The sequence below is a fragment of the Varibaculum sp. genome (assembly GCF_008661855.1).
GTDB classification, from domain to species: Bacteria; Actinomycetota; Actinomycetes; order Actinomycetales; family Actinomycetaceae; genus Varibaculum; species Varibaculum timonense_A.
Genome location: NZ_RPZY01000027.1, coordinates 17752 through 34670, shown reverse-complemented (window position 1 = coordinate 34670; position 16919 = coordinate 17752). Strand labels below are relative to the sequence as shown.

The 16919-nt window shown below is 50.4% G+C and carries 12 protein-coding genes; 4 read left to right on the top strand and 8 right to left on the bottom strand.

Annotated elements, in window-relative coordinates:
- Positions 1 to 620 precede the first annotated feature (620 nt).
- Positions 621 to 2720 carry a transketolase gene (gene tkt / locus QZT94_RS03275; protein ID WP_296762100.1) on the bottom strand — a complete coding sequence of 700 codons (2100 nt, stop codon included), beginning with the start codon at positions 2718 to 2720 and terminating at the stop codon, positions 621 to 623.
- A gap of 464 nt (positions 2721 to 3184) precedes the next feature.
- On the opposite strand from tkt, the gene QZT94_RS03270 reads away from it, so the two are divergent.
- On the top strand, positions 3185 to 5077 hold the full coding sequence (locus QZT94_RS03270) for a solute carrier family 23 protein (protein ID WP_296762104.1): 1893 nt from the start codon (positions 3185 to 3187) through the stop codon (positions 5075 to 5077).
- A gap of 148 nt (positions 5078 to 5225) precedes the next feature.
- On the opposite strand, the gene QZT94_RS03265 is transcribed toward QZT94_RS03270, so the two are convergent.
- The 4 genes from QZT94_RS03265 to QZT94_RS03250 form a co-directional block, all read right to left on the bottom strand.
- Entirely contained in the window at positions 5226 to 6776 is a 1551-nt protein-coding gene (locus QZT94_RS03265) for an alanine/glycine:cation symporter family protein (RefSeq protein WP_296762097.1), read from the bottom strand.
- A gap of 156 nt (positions 6777 to 6932) precedes the next feature.
- Positions 6933 to 7448 carry a MerR family transcriptional regulator gene (locus QZT94_RS03260; protein WP_296762102.1) on the bottom strand — a complete coding sequence of 172 codons (516 nt, stop codon included), beginning with the start codon at positions 7446 to 7448 and terminating at the stop codon, positions 6933 to 6935.
- A 140-nt stretch (positions 7449 to 7588) separates the two neighbouring features.
- On the bottom strand, positions 7589 to 8356 hold the full coding sequence (locus tag QZT94_RS03255) for a MerR family transcriptional regulator (RefSeq protein WP_296762095.1): 768 nt from the start codon (positions 8354 to 8356) through the stop codon (positions 7589 to 7591).
- A 2-nt stretch (positions 8357 to 8358) separates the two neighbouring features.
- Positions 8359 to 8787 carry an FHA domain-containing protein gene (locus QZT94_RS03250; protein WP_072509669.1) on the bottom strand — a complete coding sequence of 143 codons (429 nt, stop codon included), beginning with the start codon at positions 8785 to 8787 and terminating at the stop codon, positions 8359 to 8361.
- 160 nt (positions 8788 to 8947) lie between these two features.
- Between QZT94_RS03250 and purU the strand changes: the two genes are divergently transcribed.
- Positions 8948 to 9802: a formyltetrahydrofolate deformylase gene (purU, locus tag QZT94_RS03245; RefSeq protein ID WP_296762091.1), complete on the top strand. Its 855-nt coding sequence runs from the start codon at positions 8948 to 8950 to the stop codon at positions 9800 to 9802.
- 122 nt (positions 9803 to 9924) lie between these two features.
- Here the strand turns inward: purU and QZT94_RS03240 are convergent, their stop codons facing one another.
- Positions 9925 to 10785, bottom strand: a complete 861-nt coding sequence (locus QZT94_RS03240) for a zinc finger domain-containing protein (protein WP_296762088.1) — start codon at positions 10783 to 10785, stop codon at positions 9925 to 9927.
- A 62-nt stretch (positions 10786 to 10847) separates the two neighbouring features.
- Between QZT94_RS03240 and QZT94_RS03235 the strand changes: the two genes are divergently transcribed.
- Both QZT94_RS03235 and pepN read left to right on the top strand, forming a co-directional pair.
- Entirely contained in the window at positions 10848 to 12827 is a 1980-nt protein-coding gene (locus tag QZT94_RS03235) for a M13-type metalloendopeptidase (protein ID WP_296762086.1), read from the top strand.
- Between the two features lie 61 nt (positions 12828 to 12888).
- Complete coding sequence (gene pepN, locus QZT94_RS03230; RefSeq protein WP_296762084.1) at positions 12889 to 15447, top strand: aminopeptidase N; 2559 nt, start codon at positions 12889 to 12891, stop codon at positions 15445 to 15447.
- Between the two features lie 59 nt (positions 15448 to 15506).
- Here pepN and QZT94_RS08910 read toward each other — a convergent pair whose 3' ends face one another.
- On the bottom strand, positions 15507 to 16331 hold the full coding sequence (locus QZT94_RS08910; protein ID WP_363928429.1) for an OB-fold nucleic acid binding domain-containing protein: 825 nt from the start codon (positions 16329 to 16331) through the stop codon (positions 15507 to 15509).
- On the bottom strand, positions 16304 to 16906 hold the full coding sequence (locus QZT94_RS08905) for a hypothetical protein (RefSeq protein WP_363928428.1): 603 nt from the start codon (positions 16904 to 16906) through the stop codon (positions 16304 to 16306). Before QZT94_RS08905 ends, QZT94_RS08910 begins: the two co-directional genes overlap by 28 nt.
- Positions 16907 to 16919: the final 13 nt, after the last annotated feature.

Sequence of the window (16919 nt, the reverse complement as noted above, 5' to 3'; positions counted from 1 at the left end):
CTGTTTCCCATATCTAAATAGCAGACATCCTATAAGGAATGTAGCAAGGATGTACTCATGAACGCAAAAATAAATATCGGTTGGCTCGTTTCTGGAATTATTGTAATACTGGGAGTATTTTTCGGATTACGTTACCATCTTCCCGATTTAATAGGAATGCATACAAACACTATATTTTGGTTTTTAATAACAATATTTTGGGGCGCTAGTTATTAGTTATGTTTTGCTTTAATTAGCGAAACTTTTGCAGGTTTTATTATCAAATTCATTTCCATTATATTTATTGAAATTTTCACCGGTATTGCCATCGCCGATTTAACTAAAGATTTGCTTTTAGGAATACCTTTTAACGGCGATTTAGCTTTCTTCACTCTGACTACCTGCACAATTTGGTCATTGGGTACCCCTGTTCATTTCCTTTTGAATACTAGAAGAAATCTCAAGAATTATGTTTCAGATTGCGCGTGTTCGCATAGCTGAAAAACAGACTTAATTAGTCACCATCTTCGTTGCAACCATTTGTTTCCCATAGCGAGACAGGAAACCGAAGATAGAGGCATCGAAAAATCGGTGGATATTTTAAGGTTCTGCTTGTCTACAAAAGCTTCTTTCGGAAATGTTTAGGACCGTACCCGCGCCAGGGAACGTTTAGCCGCCGCAACCACCTGTGAACTGTCTAAACCGTAATGCTCAAACAGTTCACCGGGTGCGCCCGGCAGACCAAAACCGTCTATCCCGATACTTTCGCCATTATCGCCAACCCAGGTCCGCCAGGAATCTACTATCCCTGCCTCAATCGAAACTCGAGCTTTAACTGCCGACGGTAACACCTGTTCCCGATAGGAAGCATCCTGAGATTTAAACCATTCCATACAGGGAACGGATACTACGCGAGCTGCTATATCTTCTTTAGCTAGTTCTTTACGGGCTGTAAGAGCGTGTTGAACTTCAGAACCAGAAGCCATCAGGATAACATCAGGCTGCCCATCGGTATCAGCTAGAATATATGCCCCCTTTGCCACGTTTTCAGCGCTAGCCAAGGCATCGCTTCCCGCACCCTCCATATCTTCGCGTTCATAGGTGGGAACAACCTGGCGGGTAAGGATTAACCCTACCGGTCCTCTTTGCCGCAAAATCGCAAGCCACGCGGCTGCGGTCTCGTTAGCATCCATCGGTCTAACAATCGCCAGATTAGGAATAGCCCGATAGGACGCTAAGTGTTCAACTGGTTGATGAGTTGGCCCATCCTCGCCAACCCCGATAGAGTCATGACTCCACACATAGGTTACCGGAATGTTCATTAGGGCTGAAAGGCGTACCGCTCCGCGCATATAATCGCTGAATACAAAGAACGTACCTCCAAAAACCCTGGTTAAACCATCAACGGCTATCCCGTTCATTACCGCAGACATCGCGTGTTCGCGCACCCCAAAATGCAGTATCCGACCATAGGGATTACCCTTCCATTTCCCAGTTTGCGCAGATTCTGGGATAAAACTGGTTGAGCCGGCAATAACCGTGTTATTTGATTCCGCTAAATCAGCTGAACCGCCCCAATATTCCGGCATAACCGAACCGATGGCGGAGATAGTTTTTCCGGAAGCCGCCCGCGTGGCCAGCGCCTGCCCGGCAGGAAACACGGGGAGAACTGCCTCAATTTCATCAGGTAGTTTTCCAGCTAAAATACGTTCTAAAAGCTGATTCTTATCCGGGTTTGCTTGTTTCCATTCTGCAAAGCGTTTATCCCAATCTAGATGAGCGTTTTCCGCGCGTGAGGCAGCATTTTCGCGGGTATGTTTTAAGACCTGCTCATCAACGACAAACATCTTTTCAGGGTCAGCACCCAAGGCTTCCTTTAATCCCTTGAGTTCTTCTGCCCCCAGCTTTGCTCCGTGAATTACTCCAGTATTTTGTTTAGAGGGGGAGGGCCAGCCGATTATGGTCCGTAAAGCAATAATAGAGGGCTTGGTTTTCTCGGCTTTAGCCACACAAATCGCTTCATCTAGGGCATTAACATCTTCTTGGTAAGAACCATCTGCACTCAGCCAATCAACCCGCTGAGTGTGCCACCCGTAAGCCTCATAGCGTTTTAGCACGTCCTCTTGGAAAGAAACATTAGTGTCATCTTCAATAGAAATATGATTGTCATCCCAGATAACGATAAGGTTACCCAAATCCTGTACACCAGCTAGGGAAGAGGCTTCCCCGGAAATACCCTCCTGGAGACAGCCATCACCAGCAATAACATAAACATTATAGTCGAAGGGACTCTCACCAAGAGGCGCTTGCGGATCCAGCATCCCGTGGGCACGCCTTGAAGCCATAGCGAATCCGACACCCGCTGCAAAACCAGAACCTAGTGGCCCGGTAGTGATTTCCACCCCTTTTGTGTGCCCATACTCGGGGTGACCTGGGGTATAGGAACCAAAAGTGCGGAAATTTTTCAAATCTTCTAGCTCCATGCTTTGACCAGCCAGATAGAGCTGAATATATTGCAAAAGTGAGGCGTGACCAGCGGAAAGTACAAAGCGATCTCGCCCTAGCCAACGTGAATCTTGCGGGTCAAAACGAAGATGGCGTTGATAGAGCAAATAGGCGGCGGCCGCTAAAGAAATCGGAGTTCCCGGATGTCCGCTACCGGCTTTTTCTACAGCGTCACCAGCCAATATTTTCGCCATATCGACTGCTTTTTGATCCAGGTTGTTCCACTGAAGTGCCATTCGTTGTCTGTCCCTTCCGACATTATTGCGCGTGGATTTTTCTCCGTCTTTGATGGTAACAGTTTGTAAAACGAAAATACTTCTAAATAGCCTCCAGTAGCAAAAGTGCAGATAAGTAAATTTGGTGACGCATTTGTTCTAACCCCCCCAAACCTCAATCCGATAATGTACATTATGTCAAGTAAAGAGATGAAGTAGCCTTACCTTTTGTTCCGCCACTCAAGCGCCCACTCCTCTACGCCCTCGCCAGCAGTGAAAACCCAAAATGCTTATGCTAAATAACTACGTAGTTTGCAGTTTCTACCCCTTAAGAGTTTGAATAACGACAGAAACATTTCTCGGTATTAAAGGAGAAAACTGCCATGGCAGCTGGCAATCCACACAACCCACCTCTTAATGCTTCCCAAGCAGATTCCACCTTAAAAAATAAGCAAAGAACTAGCGCAAAACACCCAGTAAACCAGATGCCCTCGCCGCCGCGAACCGCGCTGTTATCAGTGCAGCATGTACTCGCTTTTTACGCCGGTGCAGTGGTAGTTCCCTTGGTGGTTGCGGGCGGATTAAAATTAGACCCCACCACTACTGTGCATCTGATTAACGCTGATTTATTTACTTGCGGCATCGCGACCTTGATTCAGTCAATCGGCTTTTGGAAAATTGGTGTGCGCCTGCCAATCATTCAAGGGGTAACTACGATGGCAATCTCCCCCATGATTGCCATCGGTCTGGCAGTAAATCAAGGCGGCGGCGTAGCGGTGCTGCCAACCATCTATGGTGCAGTAATCGTTGCTGGTCTATTTACTTTCTTCGCCGCCCCCATTTTCGCTAGGCTGATTAGATTTTTCCCACCTTTAGTAATCGGGATTGTGCTTACCACTATGGGTACCACCTTGTTGGGAGTATCGGCAGCTGACGTTATCGGACACGCCGACGAGCAGGTTCCTCCCCTGCCGGTTTCCTTACGAAACCTGGCTTACGCTTTAGGTACTTTAGCGATAATCGTCCTAATTCAGCGTTTCTTTAAAGGTTTTATGGGGACGCTGGCCGTACTTGCCGGTCTGATAATCGGTACCGGGGTGGCGGTAGCCTTAGGAGATGCCTCTTTCAGCGAAGTCTCCAACTCTTCATGGGTAGCAGTTACTACCCCATTCTATTTTGGTTGGCCAAAGTTTTCTTTAACCGCCTGTATCTCCATGATTGTGGTAATGCTGCTCACCATGGTGGAAACCACCGGGGACGTGTTTGCTACCGGGGAGATTGTCGGTAAACGCACCGGTAAAAAAGAGATTTCGGCTGCTCTGCGCGCCGATGGGCTTTCAACCACTTTGGGGGGAATTCTAAATTCCTTCCCCTACACCTGTTTTGCTCAAAACATTGGTTTAGTGCGTTTAACTAAGGTTCATTCCCGCTGGGTAGTAGCATGTGCCGGGGTAATCATGATTGTACTAGGGATTATCCCGAAGGCGGGAGCAATCGTTGCCTCTATCCCCTCTCCGGTGCTGGGTGGAGCTTCCTTGGCGCTATTTGCCAACCTGGCTTTGGTCGGAATTCAAACCCTGTCAAGGGTAGACCTATCCGATACCCGCAACGCGATTATTTTGACTACCTCTATCGGTCTTGCCATGCTGGTGTCTTTCAAACCAGCGATTGCCGGGGCTTTTCCGGCTTGGGCACAGATTTTCTTTGCCTCGGGGGTAACCGTTGGTTCAATCACCGCGATTGTTTTGAACTTGTTATTCTTCCATGTTGGACCACAATCTAAGGGCGAGGACGTGGCACTGGGGGCTAGTGGTAAACGGCGTTCGCTACAGGAAGTTAATGCCATGAGCGACCAAGATTTTGTTAAGACCTTCTCGGGTCTGTTTAATGGGGTTACCTGGCCGCTGCTTTCAGCAGCACAAATGCGTCCTTTTAGGGATACGGGCGAGCTCAAAGAAGCCTTGCAAGACGCGGTGCTGCTAGCCGACAAAGAGCTACAAAACCAGCTAATTTCAGCTTATCCCGATGTCACCATGATGCTTACGGTCAGCGATCATGATGCCAAGAAGATTTCTCAAGATGTAGGCTCGCTAGCGCTGGGAGAGCTCTCTGAGCACCAGCGCAGCCAGTTGCAAACTTTAGAGACTTCCTACCACGAGAAATTCAATCTACCTTTGGTGGCGTTACTTTCTCGGATGGGCTCGGTAGAGGAAATTATTAAGGACGGGCTGCGCCGCCTAGAGAACTCTCCGCGCTTAGAGCGGGTGGTTGCTTTAGGGCAGGTGGTGGAAATCGCCAATGATCGTTTCGAGATTATGATGGCGGATGCGAACCCGATTCGATCGGCCTGGAGCCGTAAGTTCGAGCAACTTGATTAACCGGTGTTAAATCCTGGGGAAGCGCCTAGTGCTTCCCCAGGATTTAACATTTACATTTACCGGAAGTTTTGGTTTCGTATCGCGTAAATACTGTTCTTTTTGCTTGCCTTTTTATTTCCCTATTCGAGGGTGGTGAGCTAGCTAAACACTAAGATTTTGGCGATTTATCCCATTTCGCATCATAACCGCCAGGAGTGGTCCACACCTCAGTGGGAAGCTCCCCCGGCAGATAAGTATTGTCTTTTGAGCAAAATATCGGATCGGGAATATCTGGATTCTTCATTTGGGCACGGTAATCCCGCAAAGCTCCTACTGCCCATTTACCTAGGAATAGCAGGGCTACCAGATTTACCACCGCCATTAGCGCAGTCGCCCAATCGGCAATAGACCACACCGATTTCAAGGGCAAGACTGCTCCGATTGCGGTAGAGGCAATCACCAACAGTTTCAATGGTAAAGCTGAACGCTCCACACCAACAATGAATTTATAGTTGGTTTCCGCGTAGGTATAGTTACCTAAAATGGTGGAATAGCCAAAGCAAACCATCATCAACATTACAAACACAAACACCACGTTTTGGGTGGTGTTATTAGAGCCTAGAGAAGTAATAATCGATTCCATCGTCAGCACTGCCCCATCATCCTGGCTTTGTCTATCCCAAAACGGTGCCGACATTAAAATAATGAACGCAGTAGAGGTACATACCAACATCGTGTCTACGAATACCCCCAGCGCTTGAATCATGCCTTGGGTGGCGGGGTGGCGCACCGTAGCAATCGCGGCGGCGTTAGGAGCTGAACCCATGCCGGCTTCATTAGTGAATAACCCCCGCTTAGTTCCGGTGGTAATCGCGGCAATAAACGCTCCCCCAGCTCCGGCTACTGCCGGGGGAAGATAAGTATTGCTTTGCCCAAAGGCTCCTAAGAAAATCTCTCGGAAGACAAAGGGAATCCGCTCGTAGTTCAGGATAATAACTAAAATTCCCATACCTACATATAGCAGCGCCATAGCAGGAGCGAGATATTCGGATAGTTTAGCGATTTTCCGTACCCCACCGACCACTAGGGGCAAAGTTAAAAGCACCAGAATTAACGCAGTTGCCCAAACCGGAAAACCTAGATAATCAGAGCTGGCAAGCTGAGAAATAGAATTCGCTTGAATCATTTCGAAACTGAAACCATAAGCAAAAATAAGCAGTACCGCGAATACAATCCCCCAGGCACGAGAGCCGAGACCGCGCTGAATATAGAATGCCGGTCCTCCCCTAAAAGTGCCGTCACCATTGCATACCTTAAACATCTGCGCCAAAGTCGCCTCTATAAAGGCAGTAGCCATTCCGACTAGCGCGACCACCCACATCCAGAAAACAGAGCCGGGACCGCCCGCCACCACCGCGAGAGCTACCCCGGTAATAGAACCGGTACCTACCCGGTCAGCTAGCCCAATCGCAAACGCTTGGAAAGAGGAAACCCCGCCCTCGCTACCGGATCGAGAGCGAGTAACAACTTTCAGCATCTGAGAAAACATGCTCAGCTGCATACCCCTAGTGCAAATAGTGAGCCAGATTCCCACTCCCAGCAAGGTGACCATCAGTAGCCATACCAGTGAGTTTGCGTAGATGGTGTCCAAAACGGCAGAGATAGTTTCATTTACCTTTTCAAAGGTACTTAGAGACTCTTTAGAGGTAAAAATCGGCATAGCGTACTACTCCTTTATCTAGGATGCTGGTCTAGCTGCAAATATCTAATAGCGCCTAAGACAGCGAAACTTCCTTAAATATACTTGCCTAACCCCTTAGCTAATAAATCCATCTACTTTATTAGCTTTAGATGGCTCCTAGGAGTAGTAGATTTACTATCCGGCGTTTCGCCGCGCCCGCGCAGCAGCGAGTTCATCCGGAACTATCAGTTCATCCTTAATGGATTCTACCGGTAAGGCTGCTAAAGTCCCTTCGATTTCCCGCCAGACACGACCTACCGCGATTCCAAATACCCCTTGTCCCCCTTGTACCAGGTCAATTACCTCGTCAGTGGAAGTGCATTCGTAAACGGAAGCCCCATCAGACATTAGGGTAATTGCCGAGAGGGATTCCACCCCTCGTTTAGAAAGCGCATCCACCGCTATCCGGATTTGCTGCAAAGATACCCCGGTATCTAGCAGCCGTTTAACGATTTTTAGCACCAAAATATCGCGGAAAGAATAGAGGCGATGAGAGCCTGAGCCTTTTGCAGAGCGAATTGTGGGTTCCACCAAGCCGGTTCGTGCCCAGTAGTCAAGCTGCCGGTAGGTGATGCCCGCTGCTTTACAGGCAATTGGCCCGCGGTATCCGGTCTCGGTATCGAGATCTGCTAAGGTATCTCCAAATAGCATTCCTTGTGAACGCTGCGGGCGCGGATGCCTATCCATGGGGGAACTCCCTGACGATTGATTAACTACTGTAACTAACGGTATTTTCTTTCCCCTGACCGGTCAAGAACCTTTTTCGGAAAGTCTCAAGCTTTACTTGAGGTTTAGTTAAGTTTTTCTGCCGAAAGCCGTACCATCTGCAAGAATAGTTGAGCTGCTACTTCAGAAAGTTCTTGGGTCTGTGCTAAATGTCGCGCCTTAGCCACTGTACCCCCACGATAACCCACCGGGCTAGACGCCCTCTCTACTAGGTCAAGCAAACGCAGAGCCGTAGTTTTCAAAAATCGCAACTGGCGCGGAGGAATCCCCTCATCAACTAAAAGACTCGCAAGTTTGACAATCTGGTGGCTGCGAGCAGAAAAACGCCCCGAAAGATCGGGGGCTACTAAACCAGCCTGTACGAAACTATCAAGCTCAGCAGTAGAAATCCCGGTTAAATCCAGAAGTTCTCGGGCGGAAAGAGTTCCATCCATGCTGGTAGCAGCAACAAATTTACCCTCGGAAGCAATCAGGCGCGCAACCTTTTGTTCTGGTTCCACCTCATTTAAGGTTCGCCCCGCATCCAGTTGTGCAAGCTGTTCCCGAATCAGACGCAGCGGCAAGAAAGAATCACGCTGACGAGACAGACAGTAGCGAACTCTCTCGATATCGGCAGCAGAATACTTTCGGTAACCGCTGGCGGTTCGGGCTGGGGAAACTATTCCCTGATCTTCTAAGAACCGCAGTTTCGATACCGAAACGGTAGGAAACTCGCCCTTTACCTGCTCAACCACTTTACCGATAGAAAACACCGGTTTAGTGGATACGCCGACCGGCCAAATACCGGTGGTAGGCTCTGGCTCTAAGCGACGCTGGGACGCTGGGGACTGCAACTTTAGGAGTCCCTCCGTGAAGCATAGTAAACCATCCGGTACTTGCCTATCTGTACACTATCGCCGGTCGTTAGCTGAGCAGATTCAACCCGCTCCCGGTTTACGTAGGTACCGTTCAAAGAACCAGCATCCCGTACCGCATAACCGTTACCTTCGCGCACAAAGTTGGCGTGTTTCCGCGAAACGGTCACGTCATCTAGGAAAATATCGCACTTGGGTTTGCGTCCTACCGAGATTTTCTCGGAGTTAAGCAGGAAACGCGCACCTAGGTTCGGCCCGCGTACTACTACCAGCAGGGACGACCCCTCAGGAAGCTCCGCAATTGTTTTACGGGCATCTTCCGACAGAGAACTGTTACCTGGCAGGTCATCATCCCTGATGGCGCCGATAACGGCGGTGGTTATGGGATCTGCCAAGTTGTTTTCGCTCATGGAGTTCTCCTGTTGGAATCGTTCGGGTGGTCAGATTGCCACTTAGACCTTTCAATGTTAGCGCAAAGTTTCATTCACGTCACCGCTTTATCACATCTTGATAACGAAAATTTTGGTGTCAAAAAGCAGGAAGCACCCAGTCGCTGATATAGTTTGCGCCATGAACGAACCCGTATCGCATCTGGTCTTAACCTTGTCCTGTCCTGACCGTCCTGGAATTGTCCATGACGTAACGAAAGTGATTGTCGAGGTAGAGGGCAACATTGTCGATTCTCAACAGTTCGATGATCCCGAAACCGAAAGTTTCTTTATGCGGGTAGAAATCCACACCCGGTGTAGCGTCCAGGAAGTTAGGGAGGCTTTTACCCCCTTGGCGCAGCAGTACTCGATGCGTTGGTCCGTCAATGAGGTCGGCAAGAAGGTTCGCACCATCATTATGGTTTCTAAAGAGGGGCATTGCCTGTCCGACCTGCTATATCGCCGCCGCAATCTGAATCTACCGCTCGAAGTGGTGGCAGTAATCGGTAACCACCCGGATTTGGCGCCTCTCGCCCAGTTCTATGATGCGCCCTTCCTGTGTATCCCGGTGACAAAAGACACTAAAGCAAAGGCAGAGGAAGAACTGCTCGCCCTCATCGATGCGGAAAATGTGGAACTGGTGGTGCTGGCTCGCTATATGCAGATTCTTTCCGATAAGGTTTGCGAGCGCCTGCACGGCCAAGTAATCAATATCCACCACTCTTTCTTGCCTTCTTTCAAGGGAGCACGTCCCTATCACCAGGCGCATCAGCGGGGAGTGAAACTGATTGGGGCAACTGCTCATTTCGTAACCCCCGATTTAGACGAAGGCCCGATTATTGCCCAAGAGGTGATTCCGGTTTCGCACCGGGACTCTACTGCTTCCATGGTGCAAAAGGGGCAGGATGTAGAGCGTAGGGTGTTGGCTCAGGCAGTGACTTGGTATTCCCAGCGGCGAATCCTGCTAAACGGTAACCGCACCGTGGTTTTTGAATAGGGCGTGCCTACAGATAGGGAGTGCCCTGCGTTTTTGCGCACAGATTAGGCTATTTTCGTATAGCTAAACCCATTTGCAGGCAACCGCATTCGAGGACGATTTACCAGAAGAAGAAACCTTGCCTACTTTTGGCACTTCGGGCACCAATAGCTGCGTCTACCTGCTAGAACCTGTTCGCGAATTGTTGTTCCGCAACGCCGACAGGGCTGCCTCGAACGCTGGTAAACCCAAAAACGCCCTTGAGAGGGATCATCAGTAGTACAAATTAATCCCTCTTTTAACCCCCTACGCATTTGGGAACGCAGGTCTTCCCATAGAGCTTGCAATCGTTTGACCGAGACTTTAGCCGCCTGCCGGTTCGGGTTAATCCGGCAACGAAACAGGCATTCGGCGCGGTAAATATTGCCCGGGCCCGCAATAAAGGATTGATCCATTACTACTTCGCCTATCCGGCGAGCAGTTTTGCGGGCACGCTCAATAAAATCCTCATCTGTGCAAGAATCCACCAGCGGATCAGGGCCGAGGCGGGCTAAAATTTTATCTACCCGCTCTTTATCTAGCAGTTCGCACTGGTTAGGACCAGACAAATCGGCTACCGCTCGCGAAAACTCTAGCCGCAGCCGCACATTTTCGCCGGGAGGTAAAGGCTTAAAATCTCCTTTAACTTCCGAATAGGTATCGCCGGGGTGTTCGCCGGGCATCCGGGGCGCTCCGATATGGCCAGGTAGGGTTATCCCCTGCCCTGCCTGAAACTTCCAAGAACCATATAACCCCAGATGGACATGTAAAGTCGCTGGCTGCGGAACCTCAAAATCTAGGAACAGGTGTTTACCCCACGCCCAGGGGCGAGTAATTATTGCGTTATCGAGGGCAGCTGCACCCTCAGAAAAGCGTCCTTGCGGGGAAGATGCGCGCACGATACCGAGTTTCGATAGCTCGGTAAATGCGATGGCTAAACGGTGAATAGAATGTCCCTCTGGCATATTATGATTCTTTCCTGTCAGCTTCCGTTTGCCAAACCGCTTGAATTATTTAGGCTTAAAACATGAGTGAAACTACCCTGGGGAAAACCCCTCTCGTGCAAGACGACCTATACCGCTATATAAATGGAAAATGGCTAGACACTTACGAAATTCCACCTGACCGCGCAGTAGATGGTGCCTTTCGCAACCTGGTTGAAGATTCGCTGCTTAAGTGTCGCAAACTATGTGAACAAGCTGCTTTAGGAACGCTAGCTCGCCTGGAGAACAGCGAAATCAGTCAGGAACGCTGGGACTTTGATAGTGCGCGTATCGGGAAACTGTTTGCTGCCTACCAGGATTTAGATTCCCTTAACGCCCAAGGGACAGAGCCCATCGCCCCCCTATTATCAAAACTCTTAGCAGCTGACAGTCACGATGAACTAGCCAAAATCTTAGGTGAGTTGGAACGAGAGGGAATTGACTCCCCGGTGGCTTTCTTGGTCAGCGTAGATGCCGAGAATCCCTCTCGCTATATTGCACAGTTTTACCAGGGCGGCCTCGGCTTACCCGATGAATCCTATTACCATCAGGATGAACACCAGGAAATTCGGGAAAAATACCGGGAATTTTTGGCTAAAATGGCCTTAGAAAGCAAAGTTTGCCAAAGCGGGGAAGAAACCGACTTTGCGCAGGAAGTGTTCGATTTTGAGACTAAGCTAGCGGCTCATCATTGGGACAGTGTGCGTAGCCGGGACGCGCAAGCTACCAATAACCCCACTACTTTCGAGGAATTTAGCGATAAAAATAGCGGGTTCGCTTACGCTGCTTGGGCGCAGGGGCTTGGTCTTAAACTCGAAAATAAAGCCTCCCCAATTAATCTTTATATGCCTTCCTACCAGGAAGGATTTTCGAGCTTATGGGCCAAAACTGATTTAACAACCCTAAAGCACTACCTGGAAATGAAGATTGTGCTCGCCTTTGCGCCCTATCTAACTGAGACCTTGCAAGAACTGCGTTTTTCATTCTACGGAACTATTCTTTCTGGCACTCCTGAGCGCCCGGAGCTGTGGAAACGCGCTGTTGGTACGGTTGAGAGCGTCCTCGACCAAGCATTAGGGCGCGCCTGGGTGACCTATCATTTCCCGCCCGAACACCGCGCCACAATGGAAAAACTGGTAGATGAACTGCTAAAAGCCTACGCCAGCGCGATTCAAAAACTGGACTGGATGGGGCAAGAAACCCGCGAGCGCGCCCTTGAAAAACTTGAAAAGTTTACTGCGAAAATCGGATACCCCACCGTTTGGCGAGACGATAGTGGTCTTAGCTTCAATGACGGCGATACTTTGGTCGATATGATTCGCGCCGCTAGCGCTTTTGAAACCGATTTTCAGCTCGGGCGAATAATGCAACCGGTTGATAGAGAAGAATGGCATATGAGCCCGCAGACGGTAAACGCCTATTATTCGCCGCTCACTAATGAAATCGTTTTCCCTGCCGCGATATTGCAGCCTCCATTTTTTGACCCGGAGGCTTCGTGGGCTACCAATTTTGGAGGTATTGGCGCGGTAATTGGTCACGAAATCGGTCACGGTTTTGATGATCAAGGCTCTCACTATGACGGGGACGGGAAACTTAATGAATGGTGGACCGAAGCTGACCGGGAGGAATTTACCAAACGGACCAGCGCCCTCATTGCTCAATATGACCGTTACACCCCCACGGAACTTATTGGAGAGGACGTACACGTAAATGGGGCTTTAACCATTGGGGAAAATATCGGTGATTTGGGAGGACTAGCGATAGCTTTTCAGGCTTGGAAGAATGCCCATCCGGACGAGGGTAATCTAGCCCCAGAGTTTTTCTTCTCGTGGGCGCTGGTTTGGCGCACCGCTATCCGCCCGGAAGCTGCCCGCCAACGCCTGGTGATTGATCCACATTCACCTGCCGAATTCCGCTGTAACGGGGTGGTACGTAACTTGGATGCTTTCCACGAGACTTTCCAGACCACGCCCACCGATAAACTCTGGATGGAGCCAGGCGAGCGGGTAAGAATTTGGGAATAGCCACTCATACAATCAACCCGTAAAATCAAGCCATACAATAGTTTCAAAAACAGGAGAGGAAATGCCGGGGAAGAACCTGACAAAAATTGAGGCACAAACACGCCAGAACGTTATCGGGAAAGTGGCTTACACCGTCCAGGTAGAGCTATCGGAAAATGGGGAAACTTTTCCCTCCCGCACCGTGATTGATTTTGAAGCTGAAGCGGGCGCAAGCACTTTCGTGGATTTAATTGCCCCTAAAGTGCGCTCCATCCAGCTAAATGGACAAGATTTGGGGACTGATTGTTATCGCGACAGCCGGATTGAGCTTAGCGACCTGAAGGCGGAAAACCATCTAGAAGTGGTGGCTGACTGCGCTTATATGCATACTGGCGAGGGCGCGCACCGCTTTACCGATCCGGCCGATGGCCTCACCTATGTTTATACCCAGTTCGAGGTACCCGATGCCCGCCGGGTATTCGCCTGTTTTGAACAACCCGACCTGAAAGCTACCTACCAGTTCAATGTGAGCGTACCGGCAAGCTGGACGGTGCTTTCCAATATGGACACTCCCGAACCGGAGTCGTTAAAAGTAGAGCGGGCAGGAGAGGAGAAGAAAAATCTCTTCCGCTTCGCCCCCACCCCCCTACTGTCTAGCTACATTACCGCCCTGGTTGCCGGTCCTTACCATAGCGTGAAATCGGTACTTACCAGTATTGATGGGCGCACTATTCCCTTGGGGGTTTACTGCCGGCAATCGCTAGCTAAATATCTGGACGCGGATTTTGTATTCGAGCAAACCATTGCGGGGTTCCGTTTTTACGAATCCCGCTTTGCTCGCCCCTATCCTTTCAGTAAATATGACCAGATTTTTGTTCCCGAATATAACGCGGGGGCAATGGAAAATGCTGGCTGCATTACTTTTAGAGATGAATACATTTTCCGCACTAAACCTTCTGGGGCGCAGCTAGAGCAGCTTACCAATACGATTTTGCACGAGCTGGCTCATATGTGGTTCGGGGATTTAGTCACTATGAAATGGTGGGATGACCTGTGGCTAAACGAATCATTTGCCGAGTTCATGTCGTACTGGTGCATGGCAGAAGGGACTTCTTTTAGTGACGCTTGGACCGGGTTTACGATGCGCAAAGTCTGGGGGGTTAATTGCGATCAGCTGCCCACTACCCACCCGATTGTGGCTCCTATAACCGATTTGGCGGATGTGGAAGTCAATTTCGATGGCATCACCTATTCCAAAGGCGCTTGCGTGCTGCGCCAATTGGTTGCTTATGTTGGTGAACAGAACTTTTTGGTCGCCCTCCACAACTATTTTGCCCAGCACGAGTATTCCAATGCGACCCTTGCCGATTTCTTGGGTGAGTTAGAAAAAACCAGCGAACGCTCCCTTAAGGATTGGAGTAAAGTCTGGCTACTTCAAGCCGGTATTACACAACTTGAATCTCGCATTGAGCGAGATAAAGACGGTAAAGTTAGCAGTTTTAAAATCCTACAGTCCCTGCCTCAGGAGGGAACCAGTCTACGTCCTCATGCCACTACCGTGGGTGCTTATGATTTTGATGCTAACGGGAAACTATGTCTTGCGCGTCGCGCCGATGTGGATGTTAAAGGTGAGGTAACTGCGGTTCCGGGGCTAGTTGGCACTAAACATGACGTATATGTGCTTAATGACCAGGATTTGGCGTACGCCAAGATTAGGTTCGATAAGGAATCTTGGAATCTACTTCATGCGCATGTTGGTGATTTTGAGGATTCTCTGCCCCGAGCAGTGGTGATGTGTGCCGCCTGGGATATGGTGCGTGATGGGGACTTGTCGGCTTCTAAATATCTTGAAATGGCGCTGGGGGCGCTCAGACACGAAACTAATTCTTCGGTGTTGAACGGGATTTTACGGCATATCCAGGGCGCTTTGATCTACTATGCTGCTGATCCCGCCAGTGCTCATCGTCTGCTGGCTCCGGCGCTTTTGGCTTTGGCAGAGGAAGCAGAGCCGGCCTCGGATCGCCAACGCCAATTGGTGCGGGCATTCTTGCAGGTTGCGGGAGCTAAAGAGGCACCTGAAATTGAGCGTTGGTATGAGGAAGGTAAAGTTTTCGAAGGCGTTAGTGTAGATACGGATTTGCGTTGGGATATGATTTTCGCTTTGGCGGCTAATGGGCAGGTCAGCGCAGACATGATTCGCAAAATGACAGAAAGTGACGACACGATTACCGGCCGGGAGAACGCTTTCTTGGCGCGCGCTGCCCTGCCGGGTCGGGAGAACAAGGCGCAGTGGGCGCAGCGGGTTCTGGAAGACACTTCTTTGACCAATGGGCAGATTGATGCCTTGACTGCCGGGATTGCGCGTTCCCTCTGGCTGCAACCGGCAGATGGTGCCGATATTATCGAGCCTTATTTTGCGGCGCTGGGCGATATTTGGGATCAGCGCACTTTGCATATGGCTGAATCTCTAGTTGGCGGACTGTACCCCTTAGCTCTCCAAAGTCGGGAAGGATTTGACCTGGTAGAGCGGACGGAGCGTTGGATGACAGAGAACCCGGATGCCGATAAAGCGCTGCGCCGCCTGGTACTAGAAGAACTAGATGGGGCGCGGCGTTCGCGCCATGCTCGTACTGGTAAATAAGCTTTTCGCTTAGCGCGGCTGGCTGGTTAGAGCACTTAGCTAAATCCGGTCAGCCGCCGCTAACGAAAATCTCGGGATTTGGTGGGGACTGGCAAATTTAACGGCTCGATTTTATCGGCTAGCAGGGCTAAGGCTCCGTCTTTGCCTTGCAACACTCCCCGCACGATTAGGGCATTTTGACTGAGGGCGAGGCGGCGGTAACGCTGCCAGCAACCAACTTGGCAGATCACGTTTACTATCCCGGTTTCGTCCTCTAAAGATAAAAACACTACTCCTTTGGCAGTGTGGGGGCGCTGGCGGTGAGTAACTATCCCGGCGCACCGGATACGCTTGCCGGCTAAATGCGGGCGCAACTGAGCGGCTGGGAGGATTCCGCGCCGCTTAAGTTCTGGCCTGAGCAGTTTCGTGGGGTATCCCCACAGGCTAATTCCCAAGGCAAAGCTGTCCCATTTTACTTGTTCCCCGGTACTTAAGGGCGTAAAAGATGGGGTTGCCTCGGTGAGGGCGAGCCCCGGCAGTTCCGGCTGGTAAAAGCGTTTTTGCGGGGCAGATAGCAGAGGCGCGCGCCACAGCCCTTCGCGGCGGGTGACTCCCAGGGTAGAAAGCGCGCCCGCGCCAGCCAGCAGCTCTAGGGCGGCAGTGGGCAAAGGTACACGGGAAGTAAAGTCCTCCAGGGTTTTAAAGCGAGCAGCTTCGCGGGCATCTAAAATGCTTTCTATCCATGCCGGACGCATCCCGCAGATCTCTGATAGTCCCAGGTTTAGACAGGTGAGACCCTCTCCAGGAACGGAATCTTTCTGGGAGGTGTTCACGTCTGGGCGTAAGATTTTTATTCCGTGGCGGCGAGCATCGGAGATTAATGATTGCGGGGAATAAAATCCCATAGGCTGGTTGCAAGGATCGCGGCGTAAAAAACTGCGGGATAATAGGCTTTTAGCCAGGCGGAGGCATACACCAGGTAGGCGAAGGAAAAAGCGTGGGACTCTGGGAAACCGAACTCGGCGAAACCGGACATTTGTGCCCAGATTTTTTCTTGTACCGGCGGCGGGATCTGGTTCTTTTCCATGCCTCGAAAAAATTCGGCGCGCAAATCGGCCAGGTGCTCCCCCGGGTTTTTGCGTCCCATCGCCCGGCGGAGGTTATCTGATTGGGAACCATTAAACCCGGCGGCATCTTTAGCTATCCGCATTAGCTGTTCTTGAAAAAGTGGCACCCCCAAGGTGCGTTCCAGGGCGGGTTTTAGCAGCGGATGCAGGTAGGTGACTTTTTCGCGCCTTAAGCGGCGTGCCAGATAAGGGTTTACGGCTTGCCCTTGGATAGGGCCGGGGCGTATCAAAGCAACTTCGACTACCAGGTCATAGAAACATTTTGGTTTTAGCCGCGGCAAGGTAGACATTTGGGCGCGGGACTCTACTTGAAAAACCCCAACCGTGTCGGCTGCCTGTAATAGCTGGTACACGCGCGGGTCTTCC

Coding starts and splice junctions, on each gene's coding strand:
- tkt (WP_296762100.1), bottom strand. CDS start 2,720: ATGGCACTTCAGTGGAACAACCTGGATCAAAAAGCAGTCGATATGGCG.
- QZT94_RS08910 (WP_363928429.1), bottom strand. CDS start 16,331: ATGGGATTTTATTCCCCGCAATCATTAATCTCCGATGCTCGCCGCCAC.
- QZT94_RS03270 (WP_296762104.1), top strand. CDS start 3,185: ATGCCCTCGCCGCCGCGAACCGCGCTGTTATCAGTGCAGCATGTACTC.
- QZT94_RS03235 (WP_296762086.1), top strand. CDS start 10,848: ATGAGTGAAACTACCCTGGGGAAAACCCCTCTCGTGCAAGACGACCTA.
- QZT94_RS03260 (WP_296762102.1), bottom strand. CDS start 7,448: ATGCTATTTGGAGATACCTTAGCAGATCTCGATACCGAGACCGGATAC.
- purU (WP_296762091.1), top strand. CDS start 8,948: ATGAACGAACCCGTATCGCATCTGGTCTTAACCTTGTCCTGTCCTGAC.
- QZT94_RS03240 (WP_296762088.1), bottom strand. CDS start 10,785: ATGCCAGAGGGACATTCTATTCACCGTTTAGCCATCGCATTTACCGAG.
- QZT94_RS03250 (WP_072509669.1), bottom strand. CDS start 8,787: ATGAGCGAAAACAACTTGGCAGATCCCATAACCACCGCCGTTATCGGC.
- QZT94_RS03265 (WP_296762097.1), bottom strand. CDS start 6,776: ATGCCGATTTTTACCTCTAAAGAGTCTCTAAGTACCTTTGAAAAGGTA.
- pepN (WP_296762084.1), top strand. CDS start 12,889: ATGCCGGGGAAGAACCTGACAAAAATTGAGGCACAAACACGCCAGAAC.